Source organism: Frankia sp. EI5c (genome assembly GCF_001636565.1).
Lineage (GTDB): Bacteria > Actinomycetota > Actinomycetes > Frankiales > Frankiaceae > Parafrankia.
In genome coordinates, this window is record NZ_LRTK01000008.1 from 52,547 (window position 1) to 78,721 (window position 26,175).

The following is a 26,175-nucleotide window of genomic DNA, read 5'->3' on the forward strand; positions in this document are numbered from 1 at the left end:
GGCCCCACCTCCGGTGGAGGACGGCGGCGGTGTCAGCGGTCAGCGGGGTCAGCGGTCAGCGGGGTCAGCGGGGTCAGCGGGGTCAGCGGTGTCGGCGGCGCCGGGCCGGCCGGTTCAGCGGGGCTCGCGGGGCATGCGCAGAGCGCGTTCGGCGATGACGTTCTTGAGGACCTCGGTGGCGCCGCCGGCGATCGTGTAGGCACGGGCGTAGAGGAAGGCGTCCTGCCACCAGCCGTCGGCGGTGGCCTCGGGGTCGCCTTCGGCGGCGAGCCCGCCGGGCCCCTGCAGCGCCAGGCCGGCTTCGGCCAGAGCCAGGTTGGTCTCACTGAAGAAGATCTTCACGGCCGCGGCGTCGGCGGCGTCCTCGGTGCCGGCGAGGATGTGCGACTGGACGGCCTTGCTCATCGCGTCGCTGACCAGCACGGCGGTGGCGATCCGGCCGGTGGTCGCCGGGTCGGTGGGCCCGAGGGCGAGCAGGTCGTCGAGGTGGCGGACGAGTTCCACCGAGCCGGCCGCGACTCCGCTGCGCTCGTGGAGCAGGCTGGAGTTCGCGACCCGCCAGCCGTCATGGAGCCGGCCGATGAGGTTGGCGGCCGGAATGTGGACGTCGTCGAGGAAGACCTCGTTGAAGTCGCTGGTTCCGGTGATCTCGCGCAGCGGGCGCACGTCGACGCCCGGCGTCGACATGTCGAGGATGAACGCGCTGATGCCGGCATGCTTCGGCGCGTCGGGGTCGGTGCGGGCCAGCAGGTAGCCGACGTCGGCGTGGTGGCCGTTGGTCGTCCACACCTTCTGCCCGCTGACCCGCCAGTGATCGCCGTCGCGCACCGCCCTGGTGGACAGGCCGGCCAGGTCGCTGCCGGCGCCCGGTTCACTGAACAACTGGCACCAGATGTGTTCCGCCGACCGGATCCGCGGCAGGTAGTGGGCCCGCTGCTCGGGAGTGCCGAAGGTGATCAGCGCTGGGGCCGCGAGCGGCGGGCCGGCGCCGATCGGGCCCCAGGTGCCGGCCCGGGCGATCTCCTCGGCGACGACGAACGCCTCCCGCGGGTCGTGACCGGCCCGGCCGCCGTACCGCTCCGGCCAGTCGGCCCCCAGGTAGCCGGCGTCGAACAGCGCCCGGGTGAACCCGCGGATCGGCTCGACGAGCTCGGGCTCCGGCGCGCGGACACCGGTGTGGCGCTTGGGCCCCGGGTTGTACTCGGCGATGAACGCCCGCACCTCGGCCCGGAAGCGGTCCAGTCGCTCGGCCGTGTCGATCCGCATCCGTTGCCTCCCAGACGGGCTCGCGCCGCCACCCCACGCCGGCGGCCAACCCCACAAAGCAGTTAACTAATTTGAGCAGTTAACTAATTTGACTGTTAATTGATAACATATCTGGATCGCCTCGTCGGCTCGATCCGGTTGTTCCGGCCGGGCCGCCAGCGCGATCAGGCAGACGGGCGCAGCCGGGCCTCGACGAGCTCAAGCAGCTCGATCCGGCTGACCTTGTAGGACGGGGTGCGCGGCAGTTCGTCCAGGACGATGACGTGCACGGGCACCTCGTAGGGCAGGAGCACATCGCGGCAGAACCGGCGCAGCTCCGCCCCGTCGACCTCGGCGCCCGGCTCGATCTCGACGGCCGCCACCGGAACGAACCCGAGCCGCTCGTCGGGCAGGGGGGCCACCGCCGCCTCGCGCACGGCGGGGTGCCGTTCCAGCGCCTCCCGGACGGTCTCCGGCTGCACCTTGAAGCCGCCGCGGACGATCGCGTCGTCGGCCCGGCCGTGGATCCACAGGAAGCCGTCGGCGTCGATCGAGGCCAGGTCACTGGTCGACTGCCAGGCCTGCGCGCCGACCGGCGACTGGGCGCTGCGCACCTCCAGAACGCCCTGCTCACCGACCGGCAGCACGGCACCGCCGGCGCCGGTGACCCGCAGCTCGACGCCGGGCACCGGCCGGCCGGCGGCACCGGCCTTCGTCGCCCAGTACTTCTCGTGCAGCTGCGCCGTCCACAGCGCGATCGCGCCCGCGAACTCGGTGGCGCCGTAGGTCGGCAGCACGCGGATGCCGTACCGCTGGAGCATCGCGTCGACCAGCTCCGGCGGGCAGAACGTCGTCCCACTCAGGATGACTCTGAGGCTCGCGAGCCTGTCCGCGGGCACCTCGGCCGCCAGGATCGCGCGCAGCCCCGCGGGGACGACGCCGGCCGCGGCCGGGCGGTGGCGTTCGACCGCGTCGAGCCAGCTGTCGAGTTCGAACCGGGGGAAGAGCACGATCCTGCGGCCGGTGTACAGCGTGGAGACCGCACCCCAGAAACCGCCGATGTGCACCATCGGGGTCGCCACTATCGTCACGCCGCCGCGGAAGAGNCGGTCCGCGCGCGGTTCCGGGGCACTTACGGCCAGTGCGGTGTCGACCTGCGGCTCGCGCAGGCGCACCCGCTTGGGCGGGCCGGTCGTGCCGGAGGTCAGCATCTCGATCACGACCCCGGGCACGACGTCCCCGGGCCGCGGCTCGATCCTCGCCACCGGCCCGGACGCCGTGACCGTGGCGGCGGTCAGCTCCAGCACCAGGGCGGGCCCGCCCGCCGCGCGCACCCCCTCGCCGGCGAGCAGGGCCGGGGAGCCGACCAGCACGCCGACCTTCCCGAGGGCGAGATCGGCGGCGAGCCGCGCCGGCGGCTGCAGCGAACTGAACGAGACGACGGTGCGGTCGCTGGCGAGCAGCCCGACGATCACCGCCACGTGTTCGGGACGGTTCTCGATGATCAGGCCGACACGGGCACCGGCCCCCAGGCCGCGGGCGAGCAGGATCTCGTCGAGATCGCGGGCGATCGCCTGGATCGTTCCCCAGGTCGCCCACCGCCCTTCGAACTCGATGGCGGCCGCGTCGGCGGGGGCCTCGGTGAGGAGCTGGCGGAACCGTTCCCGGATGCCCATCTCAGCGGCCCGCCCGCACCGGCGCGCACTCCTCGCCGAACGCGCTGACACCCTCCCNGGCGCGTCTGGAGCACGGGACCGGCTCAGAGCCGCCGTCGCGGCGCCCGGTCAGCACTTCGGGTGGTTCGGCTACCTCGGTCATCCGGTCATCTCGTTCCTGGTCGGCTGTGCCGGTATCCGCACCGGCGGGACCACTGCGTCGATCGCGCCGTCGTCAGGCGTCCCGGGCAGCCCGTCCGAAGCCTGGCCCCGGCCCGTCCAGCGGGCTCGCGAGCTGAGGACGCGACCGCCAGGTNATCACACAATAGGTTAACTGATTGCACTGAAGTGATTGGTGGGCCCGCGACGAGCGAGGGGCGGCCGCGACCCCACTCCGCGCGCCGACCGGGCGGCAGACCCAACCCTCGGGGTCGAAGAAATAGATGTATTATTTATCCTGTTGTTAGCATCGGGTCATGCCGCTCGATTTCGCCCAGCAGACCGGATCCGTCCTGGATGCCCTCGCCCTCGACCGCGTCGACGAACATCGCTTCCTGGGCAGGGCGCACACCGGGCCCGCGGGCCGTTCGTTCGGCGGCGAGGTCGCGGGCCAGGCGGTCCTGGCCGCGGGCCTGACGGTGCCGGCGGACCGGCGCGTCCACTCCGCGCACTGCTACTTCCTGCGTCCCGGCGACACGACTGTCCGCACCGAGTTCGAGGTCGAGCAGGTCCGCGACGGCGCGGCGTTCAGCACCCGCCGCGTCGACGCCCGCCAGCACGGTCGGACGATCTTCACGATGACCGCCTCGTTCCACCGGGACGAGCCGGGCCTGGAGCACCAGGCCGCCGAGCTCGGCGGCCCGGGCCCGGAGGACCTGCCCGCGCCCGCGACGACCTTCGCCGACAACGCGGAGAACCTGGCCTGGGCTCAGTACCTGTCCCGGGCCCTCGGCACCGAGCTACGGTTCCCGATGTTGCCCGCCCGGGCCCTCGCCGCCCTCGGCCGGACGGGCGAGCCGCACCAGGCCGTCTGGGCCCGCAGCCGCCAGCCCGTGCCCGACGGCGCCCTCGAGCGGGCGGCCTGCCCACCTACCTGAGTGACATGCTGATTCTCTCGGTGGCGCTCGCCCCGCACGGCCACACCCTGCACGACGGCCGGCTGCGGTTCGGCACGGTCAACCACACGGTGTGGTTCCACGCTCCGCTGCGGGTCGACGAGTGGTTCCGCTACGACCAGCACAGCCGATGGGCCGGCGGCGCCCGCGCGCTCTGCCACGGCGAGATCCTCGACCGTTCCGGCCGGCTGTGCGCCACCACAACGCAGGAAGGCCTGCTCCGCAGGGTCTGAAGGACGGTTCCCGGGGTGCGGGGCGGCGACCACCGCCACAGCGCGGGTGGGGTGCGTTCGGTGATCTGACAGTAGCGGCCAGCATTTCGGCCGCGGGCGCGGGAGTGGCGCTACGGCGCCTGAAGACCTCGGTGTGTCTCCTCGGGAGGAGCATTGACAACCCCGGCGGCGGAGGCGGCGCCACCCCGGCGGGAGCGGAGACACAACGAGGTCTTCAGTCGCTGTCGGCACACACCCGCGGACCCGCGGCGCGGGGGTGCGACGGGGGGTGGGTGAGGGCTGTTGCGGGGCCTGTGCGCGCTCTGAAAGCCCTGGCAGCGGCGTCGTAGCGGGTCCCCGCCGGGGATGCGGCGGCCCGGTGGTCGTGCGTCGGCCGGGTGGCCGCGGGCCGAGGTGCCCGCGGGCGAGGCGGTGGACGTCGGAGAGGGCGGGTGGTGATGTCCCGGTGCCGGCCCGGGATGGTCACTCGGCGGGCCTCCCGCCCGGCTCGCCACCGGGGCGCCCCATCTGATCAGACAGTACTGTCACCCCGATCCCGGGTCCGCCAGCACCACCCCCACCTCGGGTCCGCCACTGACACCCGGCGGCGGGTCCGCCGCCGCCGCGCCCGCCGCCGCCGCGCCCGCCGCGTCGTTGCCCGGGGAACCGCCGGCGGAAACGGCGCCCAGGTAGGCGGCCTCCAGCTCCGCCGGCCGGTCGCGCAGCGCCGCGGCCTTCCCGGCCAGCGACACGTCACCGTGCACCAGCACCACGGCGGCGTCCGCGATCTCGAGTGCCAGGTGCACGTGCTGCTCGACCAGGACGATCGCCGCGCCGGTCTCGTCGGCGACGCCCCGCACCAGCGGCATGAGCTGCTCGACGATGATCGGGGCCAGGCCCATGCTCAGCTCGTCGATGAGCAGTGCCCGCGGCCCCTGCACCAGCGCCCGGGCGACCGCGAGCATCTGCTGCTCTCCGCCGGACAGCAGCCCGGCGCTGACCTTGCTGCGGACGCGCAGCCGCGGGAACAGGTCCAGGACCTCGCTGACGGTAGCGCCGCCCTTCCTGGCGGCGATCGAAATGTTGTCCAGCGTGCTCAGGGTGGTGAACAGCGCCCGGCTGTCGGGCACCAGCACCACGCCGGCGCGGTTCATCCGGCGGGCCGAGGCGCCCGTCACGCCCCTGCCGTCGACGGCGATCGAACCACCGATCGGCCGCAGGAAGCCGGCGAGGGTGAGCAACANGGTGGTCTTGCCCGCCCCGTTCGGTCCCAGCACCGCGAGGATCTCGCCCCTGCCGACCGAGATGGCGATGTCGCNGGCGACCGCGCCATGCCGGTACCCGACACAGAGCCCCTCGCAGCCCAGTACCGCGGTCATGACGCCAGCTCCTTCACCGTTTGGCCGGTGCCGAGGTATGCCTGCATGACCTTCGGATCGGCACGGATCTCCGCCGGTGGACCGCCGGCGATCTGTCTGCCGAAGTCGAGGACGTGGATGGTGTCGCACAGGCCGAGGACAAAGTGCATGTCGTGGTCGACGAGCACGATCGTCACGCCGCGGGCGCTGACCGCTCGCAGCTTCTCGGCCAGCCAGCCGCTCTCCGTCGGGTCGAGGCCGGCGGCCGGTTCGTCGAGCAGCAGGACCTCCGGGCCGTTGGCGAGCGCGCGGGCGATCGAGACGAGCTGGCGTTGGCCCTGGGAGAGCTCACCGACACCGCGGTCGCGGTGCTCGGTCAGCCCGAGCCAGCCGAGCAGCTCATCCCGTGGCAGAGCGCCGGGGCGGGCGGCGTACTGGCCGGCCATCAGGTTCTCCTCGACGGTGAGGCCGTCGTAGAGGTCGAGGCCCTGGAACGTGCGGCCGAGCCCGGCGCGGGCCCGGCGGTGCGGCGGAAGACCGGCCAGCCGCGACCCGCCCAGCGTGATCTCTCCGGTCGCCGGGGCGAATCCGCAGGTCGCATCCATCAGCGTGGTCTTGCCCGCGCCGTTGGGACCGATGACACCGACGATCATTCCGGGCTGAGCCTCGATCGTCACCTCTGACAGCGCGGTGACGCCGCCGTAGCGGACGCTGATCCCGGTCACGAACAACCTGGCACCGACGGCGGCTCCATCCCCGCCCGTCACCGGGCCGGCCGCCGCAGCCGCAGCCGGAGCCGGAGCCTGCTCCGGAGCGGAACGGGCCGGGTTGGGTGGCGTGGCGGCGAGGGAACGCCGACGGCGCCGCCCGGCCGCGAGGTGCACCGGGCCGACGAGGCCGTCCNGGTTGGCGATGACGGTGAGGACGAGGCCGAGACCGCTGACGATGCCGTACCACTCACCGACGTCGATCGTGTGGGACAGCGCGACGTAGAACACGCCGCCGACGCCGAGCACCCCGGCGAGCATCCCGCCGGAGACGGAGGTGATCCCGGCCAGGAAGACCGTGGTGAACAGCCCGAGGCCGAGCAGCGCGCTGAACGAGGTGAAGGTGACGGTGGTCTGCTTGTAGGCCAGCAGGCAACCACCGAGGCCGGCGATGAACGAGGCGATCGCGAAGCCGAGCAGCTTCACCCGGACCACACTGATCCCGGCCGCCGCCGCCGACCGTTCGTCGGCGCGCACCGCCAGCATCGCGGAGCCGAGCCGGCTGCGCCGCAGCCGGGCCACCCCGATCGCGACCCCGGTGAGCACCGCCAGGCACAGCAGTCCGAACTCGGGCCGCGGGAACGCCCGACCCGTCCCGATCCCGAGATCCAGGCCGAAGATCGACGGATTGGCGATCGGGGCGCCGTCCGAACCGCCGTTGAGATCGTTGTTACGGAACCAGATGGCCTCCAGCGCGACCGCGAGCGTCAGCGTGACGACCGCGACCAGCATGCCCCGGATCCGCAGCGCCGGCAGGCCGACGACCACGCCGATCACGGTGGCACCGAGCGCCGCCAGGACCGGCGAGATCGGGAACGGGATGTGCCAGGAGTGGCTGAAGGTCGACAGCAGGAACCCGGCGGCGCCGGCCAGCGTCAGCTGGGCGAGCGAGATCTGGCCGACGTAGCCGGTGACCACCACCAGCGACAGCGCGAGGATGCCGACGATGAACGACTCCATCAGCGCGGAGCGGTAGCTGTCGCTCGCCGCGTAGATCGCGATGACGGCCGGCGGCAGCAGCCCGACCGCCGGCCGCCAGGACGAGCGCGGCCGCGGTGCCCGGCCCAGGGTCCGTTCCAGCAGCATCCCCCGGGTCGGCAGCGGCCGGCCCTGGACGACCAGCACGGCCAGCACCACGATGAGGGGGATCAATTCGGCGACCCCGCTGCTGGGCAGCCAGTCCGCCCGGGTCTGCAGGTAGACCGCCTCGGACTGCAGCGCTCCGATGGCGAGGCCGCCGATGACCGCGGGCGCGAGCAGGGAGAACCGCCCAAGCACCGCGGCGGCCAGCGCCGGGACGATGAACAGCGTGTAGGTCCCCGGCACCAGCGGCACCAGCGGAGCGATCAGAATGCCGGCGACCGCGGCGACCGCGCCGCTCACCGCCCAGTTGACCAACGCGATCAGATCGGGCGACAGGCCGGAGACGATCGCGCCGACCTCGGTCTCGGCCGCGGCCCGGGTGGCGGTGCCGAACCGGGTGAACCGGTAGACGAGGCCCAGCATGGCTGCGATCAGCACGATGACGGCGACGAACCAGAACCGGTCGGACAGCAGCCGCAGGCCGCCGACCTCCCAGGTGTGCCGCGGGAAGATCGGCGCGACCAGGATCTGGTCGCCGCCGACCTGCATGGTGATGACCCCGGTGAGCACCACCATGATGCCGAGCGAGGCGACCGCCTTGGCCACCACCGGATGCGCCCGCAGCGGCCGGAAGACCAGGCCGTAGAGAACGACACCCAGCACCGCCTCGTACAGGACCGTGAGGATGACCGCCGGCCACAGACCGACTTCGCCGGAGAGGCCGATCGTCTCCGGCAGCCCGGGGATGGGGATCAGGAGCTCACCGTCGCGCAACAGTGCGTAGGTGTAGGCGGCGTGCAGCGCGAGCGCGCCGGTGCCGAAGTTGAGGACCCCGGAGCTTCGGTAGGTGACGACGAGAGCCAACGCCAGGGCGGCGAAGACAGCGCCGTTCCCCACCCCCAGGAGGACGAAGTTCAGATGTTCGCGCATACCTGCTCCACCGGCTANGGCGTCGTCAGCTGGGCGTCCCAGTGGCACCCGTCACACGATGCTTCGAGGCACCGTAACACCAACGGGCAAATGATTGAACTGTTTCAGCTCAATGCTGCACGACGGAGGGTCGACGACAGCCGCCGCCCACACCCGCCCGCGCACCCACACCCGCACTTACACCCGCACCCACCGCCGCTGGACCCCGCTCCAGAGGTGCGCTGACCCCGAGAGACGCAGAACCCGAGCCGCGGGCTCTGGGTGGCGGTGGCTGGGCCGGGGTGGCAGCAGCCCAGGTCTGGGTGACGGCGGCCGGGTCTGGGTGACGGCGGCCGGGTCTGGGTCGGGGTGACAGAGCCGTCTGATCGGACGGGACACCCCGGGTGTCGAGCCGGCCCGGGAGGCCCGACGGGCGACAGGCCCCGGGCCGGTACCGGGACACCACCGCCCCACCCCTCCGACGTCCGGCACCCGGCCCGCGGGCACCTCGGCCCGTGGCCACCCGGCCGACGCACGACCGCCGGGCCACCGCATCCGGCGGAACCCGCCGCAACGCCGCCACCAGGGCATTCAGAGCGCACACAGGCCCCGAAACACCCCTCACCCACCCCCCGCGCCGCCCGTCCGCGAATGTTCGCCGACAGCGACTGAAGGGCTTGTCGTGTCTCCGCTCCCCCCGGGGTTGCGCCCCTCAACCGCCCGGGGTTGTCAACTCCCCACCCCAAGAGACACCCAGAGCTCTTCAGTCGCCGCGTCGCCGCTCCCCCGCCCGACCCGAGACGCTGACCACCACCGTCAGATCACCCACCGGCCGGCGCGGCACCGGCCCGCACCCGAACCCACCCACGGCTGCCAGCCGAGCCCCTCAGCCCGTCACCGAGTCGCCAAGAGAACAGAAAAACGGTCGACACAAAGAGTGGAAGGAGCAGCCCACCGCCGGCGGTACCGACCTACAACCCAGGTCAACAACCCGACCCGGCTCGCGCAGGCCATGGACGGGATCAGACCACGATCAACGCGATCATCATCCGGCTCGATGATCCACGAGCTCGATGATCCACGAGAGGCTGCGACAGCTGCCGCGGCGGGCGACGACCGCGGCCGCCTCCCGGATCCTTGACAGATATTGGTTTAATTATATTACTGATACAGAGAAGACGGCTGCAACTGGTCGAGCCGCGTCCCCTACCATGCCCGACCTTGCGCGATCAACGCGTTGGATAGGATGAGTCATATGAGCCAACCGGTCGCGGAGATCCCGCAGGTGGGCACGGTCATGCGGGCGCCNAAGACTGCCGAGCTGATCGCCTCGCACCTGCGCCGCCGGATCGTGCGGGGGGAGCTGCGGGCCGGCGAGACACTGCCGTCCGAGATCCACCTGATGGAGCAGTTCAAGGTCTCGCGACCGACCCTGCGCGAGGCGTTCCGCATCCTCGAGGCGGAGTCGCTGATCGGCGTCCGCCGAGGCTCCCGCGGCGGCGCCCAGGTGCTGGAGCCCGACCCGGCGGTCGCCGCCCGCCACATCGGCCTGCTCCTGCAGATGCAGGGCACCACCATCCAGGACGTGTACGAGGCCCGGATGGTGACCGAGCCGGCCTGCGCCGGCCTGTTGGCCAAGGTCCGCACCGAGCAGGACCTCACCGACCTGCGGGATGTGGTGGAGCGGCTGCGCACGCTGGTCGAGGCCGGGTTCGAGCAGGTCCCGGACCTGGCGACCTGGTCACGCTCCACCTACCGCTTCCACGAGCTGATCATGCAGCGGTGCGGCAACCGGACCCTCGCCATCCAGGGCGCCGTGCTCGCCGAGATCGTCGACACCCACCTGCAGGGAGCGCTGGCAAGAGGGCTCCGCGGCTCCGCAAGCGTCCCGGAGCGGTTCCAGAAGACCCTGCGCTCGTACAAGAAGCTGATCCAACTGGTGGAGACCCAGAACAGTGCCGGGGCCGAGAAGCACTGGCGCCGGCACATGGAGGTCGCCGCGCAGTACATCTTCCTGCACGACCCGGTCAACACTCCCCTGGTGGACATCTTCGGCTGACGGGGCGGATCAGCTGACGCGACGGATCAGAAGTACTCCGCCGCGAACTCCTCCAGCCCGGCGACCGCGTCCCTGACCGATGTGCACCGCGGCTGCAGCACGACCGCGTCCACACCGGCCTCCGCCAGGCACGCCAGCACCTCGGCGTACTCGGTCCGCGACACGCCGCCCCGCATGACGTCCTGGTGTGGCCCCTGCACCTGCACGGTGAAGGCGGCGCCCGCGCCCTGGTGCTCCACCGCCGCGGCGCGGACCTGCCCGACCAGCGCCGGCAGCATCTCCAATGTGAGCGCGGCCGTCCGGGACGTGCGGGCGGCGATCTCGGGGACGATCAGCGGGCTCCAGCCCTGCTGCCGCGCGGCCCGGCGGCGCGCGAGCGCCGAGTTGCCGCCGACGAGCACCGGCGGCCCACCGGCCTGGACGGGGCCGGGGAGGTGCGCGACCCCGAGCCCGGTGAAGTGCGCTCCCGCGTGCTCGACCGCGACGCCGCCAGAGGCCCACAATGCGCGCATCAGCGCCAGCGACTCGTCGAACCGCTCGTTGCGGGTCTCGAAGTCCACCCCGAGGGCGCGGAACTCGCTGCGCAGGTAGCCGGTGCCCGCCACGACCGTCAGCCGCCCGTCCGAGAGCAGGTCGACGGTGGTCAGCGCCTTCGCCGCGGCGAAGGGATTGTGGTACGGCAGGACGAGCAGATGGCTCATCAGCCGGATCCGCTCCGTCACCGCCGCGCAGAACGCCAGCGCCGAGGTGAGGTCGAGCGTCTCGTGCCCGCCATGCCGGAGCCACTTCAGCGACGGCGCCGGATGCTCGGTGAACGCGATGGCGTCGAAACCGGTCCGCTCCGCGGCGCGGGCGACGGCGCTCACACCGGCCCTGGTCAGCAGGGCCGAGTCGTGGCCCGGCCCACCCACCGGGTAGTCGACGGTGAATCTCACGGCTGTCGTCCGATGGCCGGCGCGGACGCGGCCCGCAGTGCCTCGATCACGCTGGCGCTGTCGCTGACGGTGGCCAGCAGCCGAAGCTGGGTGCGGACGACGAAGTCGTGCGTCGCCGGCGAGCTGCCGGCGGTGCAGTCCTCGGGCACGACGACGGTGAAGCCTCGGTTGACCGCCTCCAGGGCGGCTCCGGGCACACCCACATCGGTCGACACGCCGCCGATCACCACGGTCCGCACCCCGAGGTCACGCAGGTAGGCCTCCAGCTCGGTCTGGTGGAACGGCGTGAGCCCGTGCACCCGGCGGATCCAGATGTCCGACTCGGCCGTGACCACCTCCGGGTGGAGGCCGGCCGCCTCGCTGCCGGCGGCGAGCGCACCCCTGCGCAGGTGGGCGAGGAGCAGGCAGCTCGGTGTCGTCCCGACCCGGTCGGCGCGGGGCTCGATCACCGACCAGAACACCGGCACCCCGGCCGCGCGGGCGGCGGCGGTGAGGGCGTTGATGTTCTTCGTCGCCGCGCGGTCGCCGGCGTGCGCGGCGAGTGACGGGATCGAGGCGACAGCCGGGTCGACCGTCCCGCGCTGCCATTCGTGGATGACGACCGCGGCCCGACAGCCGGGCTCCAGGCCCCGCACCCCGCGCTGCCCGCCCGCCCCACCCCGCTCGCTCTGCCCGCCCGTGGCGGCGGTCATCAGGGCGCCACCCGGATCGCGCCGTGCCGGCCACCGGTGACGAGGACGGCCCTGCCGCTCACATCCATAGGTCTTCCGTTCGCTGGTAGGTACCCAGTCAATCGGAGCTATCAGTTAGCTCATTTAGTTGTTACCCTAGCCCGATCAGCCATCCACAGCAAGGGATGGCGCCGCTCGCCCGCCGCCAGCCCGCCGACGTACCGACAGGCCCCCGCAGCCCTTCCCGGAAGGGGTACACAGGAAGCGATCACGCCATATAGTTAAATGAACTGACTAGGTTGACGGACTCCGGCGCCATCCACACCAGCCACAGAGCCAGACCAGCCACAGAGGAAGAAGACATGAGCGGGTTACGTCAGCGCCGGCGGGGCAGATGGTTGCTCGCCGGCGCCGTGGCACTGTCCATCACCGTCACCTCCGCCGCCTGCGGCGGCTCGGACGACTCCCCCACACCTGCGAGCACGGCCGCGGCCGCGGCGGCCCTGGGGGCGAAGAAGCCGGCCGCCGGCACGCCGATCACGCTTGGCTACATCAGCGCCTCGGCCTCGGACAACGCCCTGTCCGCGCAGTTCCAGCGGGTCGAGGCCGGGCTGCAGGCCGCCCGCGGGTACCTCAACGACTACCAGGGCGGGATCGCCGGCCACCCGGTCGAGCTGTTCATCTGCCAGGGCGGCGAGACGCCGGCCGGCTCCCAGGACTGCGCGAACCAGATGGTCAACAAGAACGTGGCGGCCGTCATCACCTCCTTCACCGGCCAGGGCTCGGTGGTGACGCCGATCCTCACCAAGGCCGGCATCCCCTACGTGGGCATGACGGGCGCCTCGACCGAGGAGCTGACAGCCCCCGGTGTCTTCATCCTGACCGGCGGGTTCCCCTCGACGCTCGCGGGNTACGCCCAGCACGCCAAGGACCACGGGGTCAGGAAGTTCGCGCTCCTCGCCACCGACGTGCCCGCGGCGCTCCAGGCGGCCCAGGGCATCGGCGGCATCGTCTTCAAGAACGCCGGGGTCGGCTACGAGGTCGTCCCGGTGCCTCTCGGCACCCCGGACATGACCTCACAGCTGCAGGCGGCCGTGAGCGGTGGCGCCGACGCCATCGGCATCGTCGGCGACCTGACCTTCTGCGCCTCCTGGATGCAGGCCTACCAGACCCTCGGGCTCACCCAGGCGAGATACCTGCTCACCACCTGCATCGACCCGAGCAACGTCAAGGCCTACGCGTCGGTCATCGACGGCGCCGTCCTGGCCTCGACACTCACGACCGATCTGGAGAGCGCCGACGCCAGGCTCTACGCCGCGATCGCGCAGACCTACGGCAAGGACGTCGACCCGGACCCGAACGTGAGCTCCGGGCAGTCGGGCGGGGTCACCACCCTGCTGTCGGTCGCGCGGGCTCTCGACGGCCTCACCGGCGACCCGACGCCGGCGGCGATCCTCGCGGCGTTCAAGGCCGCCAAGGACGTGCCCCTCTTCCTCAGCGGCGGCGCCACCTTCACCTGCGACGGCAAGCAGGTCTCGATCCTGCCCAACATCTGCAGCAGCGACGTCCAGGTCGGGCTGCTCGACGACGAGGGCCGGCTGCAGAAGCCCACCCTCGTCCACACCTCCGACCTGTTCACCCTCTAGGCCGCCGTCGCGGGGCCGTGGACCGGCCAGCCCAGGTGGGCTTCCGGTTCGCGGCCCGGCCCGGCCCGACTCGGCCCGGTGCCGCCCGCCGTCGCCGTGCGCCGGCACGGACCGCGACGGCCCGACGGAACGTATGCGGACGGGCCATCCTCCCACCAGAGGCAGGACTGTATGAGCATCGACACGACGCGGGACGCCCCTGCCATCACCGCGGACACGCCCTTCGTCCCCGAGGACGACACCTACCACCCGCCGCCCGCCGGTTCCGACGCCTACTGGGTGGAGACCAACTGGTGGTCGTTCAACGTCCCCGAACGGTGCGTCGGCGGCTGGCTGCACGCCGGCTACAACGCCAACCTGAACACGGTCACCTGGCGGGTGTTCGTGTGGGATCCGAGCGGGGCCGACCCGGGGCGCCTCGCGTACTACCGGTACGCGCCGGACGTGCCGATGCCCGCCGGTGCGGACCTGCGTGACCTCACCTTCCCCGGCGGAGGCTTCTCCGTCCGGATGCTGACGCCGCTGATGGACTACCACGTCGGTTACGCGGACCCCGACGCCGGCTTCGCCCTCGATCTCGACTTCCGCGGCGTCCACCCACCGCGCCGCTTCGCCCCGGGTGAGCCGCCGGCCATGTTCAGCCCGCATCTGGACCAGCTCAGTCACATCACCGGCGAACTGACACTGCGCGGAGAGCGGATACCGATCGACTGCCATTCGATCCGCGACCGCACCTGGGGACCGCGCGGTGGTCCGCACTCGGCCAGCCAGAAGCGCCAGCACCTGCGCGGCGATCATCCGGTGCGGGAGCCGGGCGGCCCGCGCTGGCGGGAGGTGGAACGGGAACGCGGCCGCGGCCGGATCCAGTACATCTTCGGCCACACCGAGGCGCGGACGGGCTTCCTCAGCTTCGTGCGCCCGCAGGACGGCGACGCCCGCGGCCGCTCCCCGCTGAACGTGGGCTGGCTGCTGCAGGACGGCCGGTTCGAACGCCTCGACCGGACGAAGAGCTGGATGCGCAACTACCGCGACCCGCACACCGGCTGGTCCGCCCACATGGACGTCTTCCTGACGGACCTCACCGGCCGCACCATGGAGGCGGAGGGCTTCGCGGTCAGTCACATGTGCGAGCACCAGACGGGCTCGAACGCGCTGATGCGCTGGGAGTACGACGGGCAGACCGGCTGGGGTGAGGATCAGGACACCTGGTCACCCGCCCACTGGGCGAAGCTGCTGCGCGCCCTGCGGGCCCGGGCGTAGAGCCATGGCGACCACCAGGGCCCAGAACCCCCCCGCCAGCACGGGCACCGGCACCGGCACCGCCGAGGGCACAGACGCGGGAACCGTTTCGGGTGCGGGCGCGGATGAGGGCGCGCTCACGCTGCCGGCGGAACTGCTCAGCTGGATCGGCTGGTCCGTGGGCGGCACCGTCACCCGCGCGACCAGGATCGCCGGCGGCGGGGTCAACGAGGGCTGGTTCGTCGACGTGACCGTCAACGGCACGGCCCCGGGCACGAACCAGAGCGGCGACGCGAAGGGGAGCACAGACGGGGACGAGAACGGGGGCGAGGACGGGGACCCGGACGGGAGCACCGGCGATAGCACGGACGGGGACGGCCGGCCACGGAAGCTGTTCCTGCGGCGCAACGCCACGCCGCCGACGGCGGGCAGCGCGTTCCACAGCCTGGCCACCGAGGCCGAGATCGTCGCGGCGCTGCGCCGGGCGGGTGCGGCTGTGCCCGCCGTCCACGCCGTCCACCCCCAGCACGAGGCAGTTCTGATGCAGCGGGTCACGGGCGAGACCTGGTTCTCCCGCATCACCGACCCGCGGGAACAGGTACGGGTGGCCCAAGACTTCATCCGCGTCCTGGCCGGCATCCACCGGCTCGATCCGCGCCACCTCGGCATCCGGGCGCTCGGGCCGGTGCGCTCAGCCCGCGAGCACGCCCTCGAACGGATCGCCGACCTGCGCCGGCGCGCCACCCGGCCCGACGGGTCGATGGACCCCCTCATCCGGTTCTCGGCCGACTGGCTGGCGGCGAACGTCCCCGACTACGACGGCCCGGTCGTGCTCGTCCAGGGCGACACCGGGCCGGGCAACTTCCTCTACCAGCATGGACGGGTCACCGCGGTGCTCGACTGGGAGCTCGCCCACTGGGGCGACCCGATGGACGACATCGCCTGGCTCACCCTGCGCTCCGTCCAGGACACCTTCACCCACGTCCCCGACCGGCTCGCCGAGTACGCCGCGCTCTCCGGCCACCGGCTGGACGTCGGCCGCATCCACTACTACCGGGTCTTCGCGGAGACGACGATGGCCACCCTCGGCGCCGACGCGGACGAGACGCCGTCCGACGGCGGCGAGCCACCCCCGCGCGACTACGGCAATCTCCACATCTACCAGCAGCTGCACCGCCGGCTGTGGCTGCAGGCGCTGAGCGACGCGATGGGCCTGGGGCTCACCCGCGACGAGCCGGTCCCCGCCGGTTCCCCGCCGCCGTGGGACCCGCTCTACGCGCAGGCGCTCAGCATGCTGCGGGTCGTCGCCGCCCGAGTCGACGATCCGCTCGCCCGGCAGTGGACCAAGGGCGTCGCGCGGCTGCTGCGCAGTCTGCGTGAACTCGACGCCGCCGGCCGCGTGGCCGAGGCCGCCGAACTCGCCGACCTCGCCGCGCTGCTCCCCGGCGAGGAGGTGGTCTCGCTGACGGACGCCCGGGCCCTCGCCGCGGACGCCACCGCGGTCGGCAAGGTCGGCGACGGCGACTACCTGCGCTACCTGTGGCGGCGGGTCCAGCGCGACGAGCACCTGCGGCGCGGGGCACTGGGCGCGCTGGGGGCACGAACCTGGCCGCCCCTCACCGACGACGACCCGCCCACCCCGAGCGCCGGACGCGCAGGAGGAACGACATGACGGGAACGCCCACCGGCTTACCGAACACCCGCGCCCAGGCCGCCGCCGACACCGACACGGGCACCGACACCGGCACCGGCACCGGCACCGACACCGACACGGGCACCGAGGCCCTGGTCCTCGACGGCATCCGCGTGGTCGACCTTTCCTGGGGGCTGCCGGGCCCGGTCGCGACCCAGATCCTGGCCGACGCCGGCGCTGATGTGATCAAGGTCGAGCCGCCGTCGGGTGACCCCGTCCGCGACCTCTACCCGGGGGCGTTCGCCTCCTGGAACCGGGGCAAGCGCTCCGTCGTGCTGCACCTCGACGACCCGCGGCTACTCGGCCTGCTCGCCACCGCCGACGTGCTCGTCCACTCGCTGCGACCCGGTGACGCCCGCCGGCACGGCCTCGACGAGGCGACGCTGGCGGGCCGCTTCCCCCGCCTGGTCGTCTGCGGCATCACCGGCTACCCCCGCGGCCACGCGGACGCCGAGCGGCCGGGCCACGACCTGCTCGTGCAGGCCCGCGAGGGGCTCATGGACGTCCAGCTCGGCTGGAAGGACGGCCCGTTCGCCTGGCGGTTCTTCCTGCCCAGCTGGGGCGCGGCCTTCCTCGCCGCCACCGGCATCGCCGCCCGTCTGTTCCACCGCGCCCGCGGGGACAACCGCAGCGCCGACGGTCGCGGCGGGCGGGGCGGCGCCGCCCACACCAGCCTCGCGCAGGGGGCGCACCTGATCCTCAACATGCTGTGGAGCCACTCCGAGAAACCGTCGCCGAGCCTGACCGAAGGCCAGCCCGGCACCCTCGTCGCCCGGCAGGCCGCGCTCTACGAGTGCCGGGACGGCGCGTGGATCCAGATCCTCAACCCGGGCGACCGGATCGACCTGTCGGTGCTGCCCGTCGTGAAGGAGGTCCTCGCGGAGCTCGGGCGCGAGGGCGAGGCGCTGAGCGCCGACCTCCTCGGCGAGGTCATGACGCATCGGGACAGTGCCGAGTGGATCAGGCAGATCCGCGCGGTGGACGTCGCCGTGGAGCTGGTGGCGCCGCTCGGCGAAGTACTGCGCTACCCGGACGTCGTGGCGAACGGGTTCTCGACCCGGGTGGACGATCCGGTGTTCGGGGCGACGTTGCAGGCATCTCCCCCGTTCCGCGGCGACCGGGGCTGGCGGATCCAGCGCCCGGCGCCCCGGCTGGGCGAGCATGACGACCTGCTCGACGACCTCCCCTGCTCCTCCGCCTCGGCCTCGGCGCCCGCCTCCCCCGCTGCCACCGGCGAACCGGCGGCCACGAGCGACGGCGGTCATCCGCTGGCGGGTGTGCGGGNGGTCGACTTCGGCGCCTTCCTGGCCGGGCCGCTCGCCCCGATGATGTTCGCCGACCTCGGCGCCGACGTGATCAAGGTCGAGCCCGTCCGCGGGGACCCGGTGCGCGGCTGGCGGGACGGATTCTTCGTCGCGTGCAACCGCGGCAAGCGCGGCATCGCGCTCGACATCACCGCCGCCGTGGCCCGGCCCGTCGTCGACCGTCTCGTGGGCTGGGCCGACGTCGTGCACCACAACATCCGCGCGCGCAGCGCCGCCCGTCTGCGGCTCGACGGCCCCGCGATCCACGCGCTGAACCCGTCGGCCGTCTACGGTCATGTGTCCGCCTACGGCCTGAACGGCCCGATGGCCGACGCGCCCGGCTTCGACTCGGTGTTCCAGTCGATCGCCGGCTGGCAGGTGGCGAACGCCGGTGCGGGCAACCCGCCGCTGTTCGTGCACTTCGGCAACCTGGACGCGCTGACCGGGCTGTCCTCGGCGGCGGCGACCGTCCTCGCGCTCTACCACCGTGAGCGCACGGGCGAGACGACCAGCTGCGAGGCGGCGCTGCTCAACACCGCGGCCTTCACCGCGAGCGAGGTGCTGCTGCGCCTCGATCGCGACGAGCTCAGCCCCGCGCCGGCCCTGGACCAGGGGCAGACGGGCCTCGGCCCCGGCTACCGGATCTACCGGACAGCGGACGGGTGGGTCGCCGTCGCCGCTCTCGGCCGGGACCAGCTCGACGCGCTGCGCCGCGTCGCCGGGGCCAGGCCACTCACGGACCGCGCGGGCGCAGCGGCCCCCGCGGACGTCGCGGCCCCCGCGGCCCCCGCGGACACGGCAGACACGGCAGACACGGCGGACCTGGCCGACCTGGCCGACCTGGCGGATCGGCTCGCGACGCGAGCGGGCGCGGAACTCGTCGAGGCGCTCGGCGCGGCCGGCGTCGACGCCGAGATCGTCCGCGAGTTCCGCTACTTCACCGTCTTCGCGGACGAGGAGAACCTGCGGACCAGGACCGTCGTCTCCTACCCACAACCCGACTGGGGCGAGATGCGCCAGTTCGGCGCCTACTGGGATTTCGGTGATCTGGACCTGCGGCTCGACCGGGCCTGCCCGGCAGTCGGGCAGCACAGCGTCGAGGTACTGACCGAGCTCGGTCTGTCGGCCGAGGAGATCGAGGCGCTGGTCGCGGCCGGCGCCGTGGGCGGTCAGGGTGCTTGAGCCCCACCCGGGCCAAGCCCCGACCCAGCCGGCCCCGCCCGGCCCCGCCGCTCGGCCGCTCGGCCGCTAGAAACATCTATAGATTTATCCTAGGCTGAACGCCGGCTCAGGAGCTGGGCGGGCGAGCACAGAGCCTGCCCGCTGTCCGGAGCGGGAGCCACCGTCCGGTCTCGCCCGTATCACGATCAACACTCCGAACGGGAGGCGTCATGGCGATCGCCATCAGCGCGGATCATCAGGAGGTGGCCCGCACCACCCGGGCGTTCCTGGACGGCCACGGGGCCCGTGCCGCGAGCCGGGAGCTGCTGGAGTCACCGGCGGCGACGGTGTCGGCGACCTCGGCGGGGGCGGCGGACTCGGCCGGGGCGCCGGTGCCGGTGGTGCCGGCGGTGCCGGACTTCTGGAAGGAGTTCGCCGAGCTGGGGCTGCTCGGTCTGCACCTGCCGGAGGAGTTCGAGGGCGGTGGGGCCGGGCTTGCGGAGCTGGTCACCGTGGTCGAGGAGCTCGGCCGGGCCGTCGCCCCCGGTCCCTTTCTGCCCACGATGGCCGCGTCAGCCGTCGTCGCGGCCCACGGAAGTCCCCAGCTGCGCGCGCGGCTGCTGCCCGGCCTGGCCGGCGGCGCGACGGTGGCCGCGCTCGGGCTCGGCGGCGCGCTGACCCGCGCCGGCGAGATCCTGTCCGGGGACGGCGGAGCCGTGCTCGGCGGGGCCGGCGCCGAGCTCCTCGTGCTCGCCGTCGGCGCGGACCTGGTGGTGGTGACGAGCGCCGCGCCGGGAGTCGCCGTCGAGGTGCCCGCGACGAACCTGGACCGTTCCCGCCCGTCGGCGCGGGTGCGCCTGGACGGTGTAGTGATCCCCGCCGACGCCGTCCTCGCCGGAGCCCGCCCCTATGCCGAGGCCGTCCTGCGCACGCTGGTCGCCGCCGAGGCGGTGGGCGGAGCCCACGAATGCGTGGCGGCGGCGACCGAGTACGCGAAGGTCCGGGAACAGTTCGGCCGCACGATCGGCACCTTCCAGGCGGTCAAACACCACCTGGCGAACATGCTGGTCGCCGCCGAGCTCGCCACCGCCGCGACCTGGGACGCGGCGCGTGCCGCGGGCGGCCCCGAGGACGAGTTCACCCTGGCGGCCGCGGTCGCGGCGACCCTGGCCGTCCCGGCGTTCGTCCAGAACTCCGAGCTCAACATCCAGCTGCACGGCGGGATCGGGTTCACCTGGGAGCACGACGCGCATCTGCTGCAACGGCGGTCGCTGGCCCTGAAAGCCCTGTCGTCCCCGTTCCCGGCGGCGGCCGACGTCACCCGCCTCAGCCTCGCCGGTGTCACCCGCACCACCGCCATCGACCTGCCGCCCGACGCCGAGGCCGCCCGCCCCGCCGTCCGGGGGCTGGCCACCGAACTGGCCGCGCTGCCCGCGACCGAGCAGCGCCGGCGCCTCATCGAAACCGGTTACGTGCAGCCGCACTGGCCGAAGCCGTGGGGCATCGAGGCGAACGCCGGGCTTCAGCTCGTGATCGAGGAGGAGTTCCGCACCGCCGGGGTGCAGCGGGTGAACCTGTCGATCACCGGCTGGGTGATTCTCACCCTGATCCAGCACGGCACCCCGGAGCAGGTGGAACGCTGGGTGCGGCCCGCGCTGGCCGGCGAGGAGATCTGGTGCCAGCTGTTCAGCGAACCGTCGGCCGGCTCCGACGCCGCCGCCGTGCGCACCGCCGCGATCCGGACCGACGGCGGCTGGGTGGTCAACGGCCAGAAGGTCTGGACCTCCGACGCGCACCTCTCCCGCCGGGGCCTGGCCACCGTCCGCACCGACCCGGCAGCCGGCAAGCATGCCGGCATCACCACCATGGTGATCGACATGTCGGCGCCCGGCGTCGAGGTCCGCCCGCTGCGCCAGAGCACCGGGGACAGCATGTTCAACGAGGTCTTCCTCACCGACGTCTTCGTCCCGGACGCGGACGTCGTCGGCGCACCCGGCGCCGGCTGGACGGTCGCCCGCGCGACCCTCGGCAACGAGCGGGTGAGCATCGGCGGAAGCGTCGACATGATGGGCACCGTCGACCTGCTCGGGATGTACCGGGAGCACGGCGACCGGGTGCCCGGCGCCGAGGCACGACTCGGCGCCCAGCTGGCGGAGAACCTCGCCCTGCGCCAGATCAACCTGCGCCGCGCCGAGCGGGCCGTAGCCGGGGCGGCACCGGGGCCGGAAGGCAACATCACCAAGCTGGTCATGGCCGAGCACGCGCAGCGCACCGCGGCCCTGGCCGGTGACCTCGCCGGTGAGGCGACAGCCTTCGCCGACAGCCTCGGCGACGTCGGATGGCGCCTGCTGGTCGCCCGCGCGATGACGATCGCCGGCGGCACCTCGGAGATCACCCGCAACCAGATCGCCGAACGCATCCTCGGTCTCCCCCGCGACCCGCTGGCCACCTGACCCTCCTCCCGCGGCCGCCCTCCGCCCGCGGCGACCCTGCGCCCGGCGGGCGCCCGGCTGCCGCCGGGCGGGTCAGTCGGGCCACACTGTGACCTGTGACGGCGGAGCTCGAAGCTGCCCTGGCCGCGGCGCGCGCGATCGCGGAGTCCGGCGCGCTCACCCAGGCTGAGGCCGCTTTCCGCGCCCTCGAGGAACGCACCGTCCTCGACGGGCCGGCAGAGCGACTGCACGCCCGCGTCCTGCTGGACTGGGGCTGGACGCTGGGTGGTCTCATGCGGCTGGAGGAGGCGGGCCTTCGGTTGGCCCAGGCCGCGAGGGTGGCCGAGCGGTGCCGGGCGCGAGACGTGCTTCGGGACGCGCTGCTGGAAGCCGGCCTGGTCGCCCGCTACGCGAGAAGACTGGACGAGGCACGGGAACTGTTCGACCGGGCCGCCGCGATCGCCAGGGAGCTGGACGACCCGATCGGCCGCGCCCGGGCGCTGTTCCTCGGCGCGACGGTCTGCCATCTGCGGGCGGACTATCCCGGTGGCCGCCGGTTGCTTGACGCCGCGCTTGACCTGGCTGCCTCGGCAGCAGCGCGGATCGGCGGCATGGCGGAAGCCGCCGACACCGCGGGCACCCCCGACACGCCCGACACGGTGCGGTCGGACGGGGTCCTGGCCGACATCTACCGGGAGCGCGGCGCGTCCGCTCGGATCGCCGGCGACTACGACGAGGCGCGCCGCTGTCTCGACGAGGCCGCCGTTCGGTACCAGCGTGCCGACAAGCTGATCGGCATGGCCAACGTGCAGCGTGAGTTCGGCTCGCTGGCCGAGGCTGTCGGTGACCTGGACGAGGCCCGCCGTCGGTACCGGGCGGCATACACGGCCTGTGAACTCGCCGAACGCCCGCTCGGAATGGCATCCGCGCTGCGCCGGCTGGGCAATGTCGAGCTGGAGGCGGGCCAGTTGGACGACGCCGGCGACCTGCTGCGCCGGGCGCGTGACGTCTGTGACGGTGATCCGGGCTCACTGGCGTCCACTGCCATTCTGCTGGCACATGTCGCGCGGCTTGCCGGACGTCCGGAGGAGGCGGCCCGCGAGCTGGCGGTGGCGGAGCGGCTTTACACGGACACCGCGCATCTCGCCGGGCTCGCCGAGGTGGCGTTCGGACGCGGTCGCCTCGCCCAGGAGTCCGGCCGTCACGAGGAGGCCCGGGATCTCTTCGAGCTGGCGCTGACCGCGCTCACGCCCGTCCAGAACCTCCAGGCCGAGGCGCTGACTCGCTACGAGCTCGCGCGTGAGCTGTTGGCGCTGGGACGGCCGCGGGAAGCTCTGGTACACGCGCTTCGTGACGTCGAGATCTGGGAGCGGCTCGGCTATCCGCTGGCCGATCCGACGGCCCGGTTCGGGCTCCTCCACCGGAATCGATACAGCTACCTGCTGGCCATGCATCTGGCCTCACTCAGCCGGGACGGCTGGGCGGCGCTGCGGGTCGGCCTCGCCGGACGCGCCGATGCGCTCGCCTCCGCGCTGCGGCGCGGGCAGTGGCAGCTGTCCCCGCAGCTGCGAGAACAGATCAGCCAGATCCGCCTGCTGCAGGCCGCGACGGCGACGGCATCCAGCGGAATGGTCCAGGATCTGGCGGATGCGTTCAAGCGGCTCGAACGCCGGACCTCGGCCACGCTACGGGCGGTCCTGGAACACAGTCCTGCCGATCCGGTCGAGATTCAGCGCGCGCTGCCGGGCACCGGGCACGCGCTGCTGCTCGACCAGTCCGACGACGACCCGCGGATCTGCTGGAAGATCTGGCTTCCGGCCTCGGGCCGGCCGGTGGTCGAGGACGTACTCCTCAGCGACGCCGAGGTCCGCCTGCTGCAGGCATTCGAACGCCGAGACGACGACATCATCTGGGCGGAGCACCCCGCGCTGCTTCGCCAGCTGGGTGAGCAGCTCGTTCCGCGGGGCCTCGCCGAGGCACTGCGCCGTGCGTCCTCGCCGCCACCGCTGGTCGTCGTCACCGGTTCCGCGCTCGCCGTGTTTCCCTTCGCCGCGCTGGAGGTGGACGGGCGGCGACTCGTCGAACTCGCCGAGCTGACCTGGAATCCGTCCCTGACGACCTGGCATGCGCTCGCCCGGCGGCCGGCCAGTACCGGCTCCGGCGTCCTGGCCTATCACGATCATGTGCCCGGATCCGCCCGCGAGCTACGCGAGCTGGAAGCCGCGTTCGGACCACCGGAGCGGCCGCGGGCCGGTGAGCTGCTCGCCGCCCTGGGCGTGGCCGGTCGGTATCGGGCCGTGGTTCTCGGCGCCCACGGAGACGGCGAGACCGGTCTGGCCCACGCGCTGCACCTCGACGACGGAGGCCGGCTAACCGCGGCGGACCTGCTCGATTCCAGCCTTCCTGAGCTGGTCGTGATGGGCTCCTGCTGGTCGGGACGCCTACGCGTGCAGGCCGGGCAGGAGCCCCTCGGGCTGCCCACGACGGCCCTGCTCGCCGGAGCCCGGTGCGTGATCGCCGGAATCGTCGATGTTTCTGGCGCCACGACCGTGACAATCCTGGGCGGCTTCTACCAGCAGGTCGCGTCCGGCTCACCGCCCGCGCGGAGTCTGCGCCAAGCCCAGCTCGCCTACCTGCGACGCCGCCCGAACGCGAGGCCCGCGCAGTGGGCGGGCCTGGTGGCTGTGGGCCACAGCCCGCCGGTCTGAGCCGCCAGTTACTTCTTCTTCCCGAGGGTGTGAATGGTGTCGTTGAGTCGGTCGTGGATACGCTCCGGGGGCGGTGTTCCGGATTCCTTCGACGCATCGTTCGCCCTGCGTGGGTCCAGGATTTCGAGGTCGGCGGTCGCCGTCAGCAGGTCGCCGTCGTGCCCGGCGGTGAAGGCCGCCCGAATTCTGACCACAACCTCGTCGATCTGTGCCCAGCGTTGCGCGGTGGTCGTCCAGTCGAGCGCGTCGCGCAGCACATCGCACGCCTCACGCCTGGTCTCCTCGTCAACAGCCACTGGCGCCGAGCCTCCGCGGTCGTCATGCTCACAGGAGAGGATCTCCATCCGCACCATAACGGTGCCGGCGCGTCCATCGGGGGGATGGTGTGCTCGAAGGATGTTCGCGTTCGCTGGTCGCTCCGGAACTCGCGGTGCACGTCTTCGTGCCGACCGGCGGGGAGCAGGCCGGCCGGCTCTACGACCATCTCCAGGATGTCTGGGCGCGCTGCGCCGACCGACTCGGAATGCACTTCCCGATCGACGTGCTCGGCGTCCCCGCCACGCCGCCGCGGCGGCATCAGCCGGAAACCACTCGAATCCAGGAGCCGATAGCGGCCCAGCGCCGGATCGGCGACGGGGTGTTCCAGTGCCTGCTCCGCCGCGAGCACGATGTGCTGTGCCTGTCGGTGATGCTCGCTCCCCCGCCCGAGGCCGGCGTCTCCTGGCGGGAGCTTCAGGCTCTGTGGGCCCAGCTGAGTGAGCCCGTCCCGGACGGGCTGCTCGGCTGGGCCGAGCTGTATCTGAGCCGGCTCGCGGACCCAGGCCCGGAACGGGTCGAATCCACCGCGGAGCTGGGCGGCGTCTGCCGCGAGCTGATGCCGGCGCCGATTCCCCATCGTGACTTCGATGCCTCGGGAACCACCACGCCGTCCGGTTACGCGATGTGGGAGGCCGACCCCGACGACATCGCACGGGTGGCACGGCGGATCGTGCTGGTCGCGCCGCACCAGCGCGACCCCGAGTTCAGTGCCTGGGTGTGGACCCGCGGCGGTCGCCACGGGATGGGGCCGGCCCCGTTCACGCGCTACCTCATGCACGCCGCCAAACTGCGGTATCACCTGCGGGTCTGGTCGGGTGGCGAGCCGGTACGCGCCCTGCGCCGAGACACGGACCAGGTTCTCGCCGAGCTCACCGCACTGTTGGCAGCCGGCGGCGCCACCGGAGCCGGCGGCCCGGCGGATGCGGCGGGTGTGACAGCGCTCCCCGCGAAGATCACCGCCTGCGCGGCCGCGTTGCGGCGGGAAACCGGTCTGCTGGCCACCACCGCCACGCAGCTGAAGGAGATCCGCCGGTCCGTCGACCTGGCGACGAGCAACATGGCCGCGTACGCCGACCCGGGGATCGCTCGCGCCGTCCGCGCGCCCGCCGGGCAGCCAGGCGTCTCCGGGAGCGGCCAACCGTGGCCGAGGCCCGGGGGTGTGTTCACCGACGATCTCGCGCTGGCGAAGTGGTTCGGCAACCAGCTCGACGATGACCATTTCTACGTGACCGCCGCGCTCGAACGGGCGCGGGCGACGCTGGACCTGGCCACGACTCCGAATCCCGCTCCGACAACCACACCCACACGGACAACCGCTCCCGGGCCGGTGACCGTCGACCTCGCGCTGACGCCCATGGAGCGCACGGGACTGGTTCGGGAGCTCGCGCGGGCCTTTCCCACCGACGCGGCCGCCCAGGCCGTGCTGTCCGCCGTCGGGCTGGAGCGGAGCCGGCGGCCGAACCTCGGCAATGTGCCCCCGGCCTGGGCGTGGGAGGAGATCCTGGCCGAATGCGAGCATGGTGCCATCCGAACGCCTTATCGACGCCTGCTCGCGGCCGCGTTGGCGCTCTATCCGTACAACCGCACCTTCCGCGGGCTGGCGCACCTGCATGGGGTCGAACCCTCCGCACATTCCGCCGATCCGGACCGGGATCGGCGGTGAGC

17 protein-coding genes and 5 pseudogenes are annotated in these 26,175 nt (G+C 72.8%); 12 read left to right on the top strand and 10 right to left on the bottom strand.

All coding sequences use genetic code 11. From position 1 onward, the window contains the following. Nucleotides 1-114 precede the first annotated feature (114 nt). The 3 genes and pseudogenes from UG55_RS06650 to UG55_RS46745 form a co-directional block, all read right to left on the bottom strand. On the bottom strand, nt 115-1,266 hold the full coding sequence (locus UG55_RS06650) for an acyl-CoA dehydrogenase family protein (protein ID WP_066064350.1): 1,152 nt from the start codon (nt 1,264-1,266) through the stop codon (nt 115-117). A gap of 164 nt (nt 1,267-1,430) precedes the next feature. After that, nucleotides 1,431-2,351, bottom strand: a 921-nt coding sequence (locus UG55_RS33115) for a class I adenylate-forming enzyme family protein (protein WP_242423828.1), incomplete at its 5' end; no start/stop codon positions are given. Nucleotide 2,352: 1 nt separating this feature from the next. Continuing rightward, nucleotides 2,353-2,921, bottom strand: a pseudogene (locus UG55_RS46745) (AMP-binding protein); the annotation flags it as partial. Nucleotides 2,922-3,376: 455 nt separating this feature from the next. Here UG55_RS46745 and UG55_RS06660 point away from each other — a divergent pair. Beyond that, the gene (locus tag UG55_RS06660; RefSeq protein WP_128422874.1) at nt 3,377-3,997 is read left to right on the top strand and encodes an acyl-CoA thioesterase II; all 621 of its coding nucleotides are present in this window, start codon (nt 3,377-3,379) and stop codon (nt 3,995-3,997) included. Beyond that, nucleotides 3,931-4,248, top strand: a complete 318-nt coding sequence (locus UG55_RS45185) for an acyl-CoA thioesterase II (RefSeq protein ID WP_128422886.1) — start codon at nt 3,931-3,933, stop codon at nt 4,246-4,248. The genes UG55_RS06660 and UG55_RS45185 overlap by 67 nt, the downstream gene beginning before the upstream one ends. A 524-nt stretch (nt 4,249-4,772) precedes the next feature. Here the strand turns inward: UG55_RS45185 and UG55_RS06665 are convergent. From UG55_RS06665 to UG55_RS06670, 4 genes and pseudogenes are all read right to left on the bottom strand, one after another. After that, the coding region (locus UG55_RS06665) for an ABC transporter ATP-binding protein (protein WP_242423829.1) at nt 4,773-5,470 on the bottom strand (698 nt) is incomplete at its 5' end. A gap of 1 nt (nt 5,471) precedes the next feature. Continuing rightward, nucleotides 5,472-5,540: pseudogene (locus tag UG55_RS33120) on the bottom strand (ATP-binding cassette domain-containing protein); the annotation flags it as partial. A gap of 62 nt (nt 5,541-5,602) precedes the next feature. Continuing rightward, nucleotides 5,603-6,469, bottom strand: a complete 867-nt coding sequence (locus UG55_RS33125) for an ABC transporter ATP-binding protein (protein ID WP_313954586.1) — start codon at nt 6,467-6,469, stop codon at nt 5,603-5,605. Between the two features lie 20 nt (nt 6,470-6,489). Next, nucleotides 6,490-8,365 (bottom strand): annotated as a pseudogene (locus UG55_RS06670) (ABC transporter permease); the annotation flags it as partial. A gap of 1,303 nt (nt 8,366-9,668) precedes the next feature. Here UG55_RS06670 and UG55_RS06675 point away from each other — a divergent pair. Further along, on the top strand, nt 9,669-10,403 hold the full coding sequence (locus UG55_RS06675) for a FadR/GntR family transcriptional regulator (protein WP_255360438.1): 735 nt from the start codon (nt 9,669-9,671) through the stop codon (nt 10,401-10,403). Between the two features lie 26 nt (nt 10,404-10,429). Here UG55_RS06675 and UG55_RS06680 read toward each other — a convergent pair whose 3' ends face one another. Both UG55_RS06680 and UG55_RS06685 read right to left on the bottom strand, forming a co-directional pair. Continuing rightward, nucleotides 10,430-11,338, bottom strand: coding sequence for a TIGR03619 family F420-dependent LLM class oxidoreductase (locus tag UG55_RS06680; RefSeq protein WP_066064360.1), 909 nt, complete (start codon nt 11,336-11,338; stop codon nt 10,430-10,432). Beyond that, complete coding sequence (locus UG55_RS06685) at nt 11,335-12,030, bottom strand: cysteine hydrolase family protein (protein ID WP_083986486.1); 696 nt, start codon at nt 12,028-12,030, stop codon at nt 11,335-11,337. The genes UG55_RS06680 and UG55_RS06685 overlap by 4 nt, the downstream gene beginning before the upstream one ends. Before the next feature lie 341 nt (nt 12,031-12,371). Between UG55_RS06685 and UG55_RS46750 the strand changes: the two genes are divergently transcribed. The 8 genes and pseudogenes from UG55_RS46750 to UG55_RS06715 all read left to right on the top strand — a co-directional run. Next, nucleotides 12,372-12,919 (top strand): ABC transporter substrate-binding protein (locus UG55_RS46750; RefSeq protein ID WP_396230819.1); only part of this gene is annotated, 548 nt, incomplete at its 3' end. A 1-nt stretch (nt 12,920) separates the two neighbouring features. Continuing rightward, nucleotides 12,921-13,655: pseudogene (locus UG55_RS46755) on the top strand (ABC transporter substrate-binding protein); the annotation flags it as partial. A gap of 171 nt (nt 13,656-13,826) precedes the next feature. Beyond that, nucleotides 13,827-14,915, top strand: coding sequence for a hypothetical protein (locus UG55_RS06695; protein WP_066064365.1), 1,089 nt, complete (start codon nt 13,827-13,829; stop codon nt 14,913-14,915). A 4-nt stretch (nt 14,916-14,919) separates the two neighbouring features. Next, nucleotides 14,920-16,566 (top strand): phosphotransferase family protein, encoded by a 1,647-nt coding sequence (locus UG55_RS06700; protein ID WP_083986488.1) that lies wholly within the window; start codon nt 14,920-14,922, stop codon nt 16,564-16,566. Beyond that, a partial coding sequence (locus UG55_RS46760; protein ID WP_396230820.1) for a CoA transferase occupies nt 16,563-17,871 on the top strand: 1,309 nt, incomplete at its 3' end. The genes UG55_RS06700 and UG55_RS46760, both read left to right, overlap by 4 nt. A gap of 1 nt (nt 17,872) precedes the next feature. Next, nucleotides 17,873-19,073 (top strand): annotated as a pseudogene (locus UG55_RS46765) (CaiB/BaiF CoA transferase family protein); the annotation flags it as partial. A gap of 209 nt (nt 19,074-19,282) precedes the next feature. Next, nucleotides 19,283-21,505: an acyl-CoA dehydrogenase gene (locus UG55_RS06710; RefSeq protein WP_066064368.1), complete on the top strand. Its 2,223-nt coding sequence runs from the start codon at nt 19,283-19,285 to the stop codon at nt 21,503-21,505. Nucleotides 21,506-21,600: 95 nt separating this feature from the next. Next, a complete protein-coding gene (locus UG55_RS06715) occupies nt 21,601-24,192 on the top strand; it encodes a CHAT domain-containing tetratricopeptide repeat protein (protein WP_066064371.1) in 2,592 nt (863 codons plus the stop codon). Nucleotides 24,193-24,200: 8 nt separating this feature from the next. Here UG55_RS06715 and UG55_RS06720 read toward each other — a convergent pair whose 3' ends face one another. Further along, nucleotides 24,201-24,488, bottom strand: coding sequence for a CATRA system-associated protein (locus UG55_RS06720; RefSeq protein WP_128422875.1), 288 nt, complete (start codon nt 24,486-24,488; stop codon nt 24,201-24,203). An 89-nt stretch (nt 24,489-24,577) separates the two neighbouring features. On the opposite strand from UG55_RS06720, the gene UG55_RS06725 reads away from it, so the two are divergent. Then, complete coding sequence (locus UG55_RS06725) at nt 24,578-26,173, top strand: CATRA conflict system CASPASE/TPR repeat-associated protein (RefSeq protein ID WP_066064376.1); 1,596 nt, start codon at nt 24,578-24,580, stop codon at nt 26,171-26,173. The last annotated feature ends 2 nt before the right edge of the window (nt 26,174-26,175 follow it).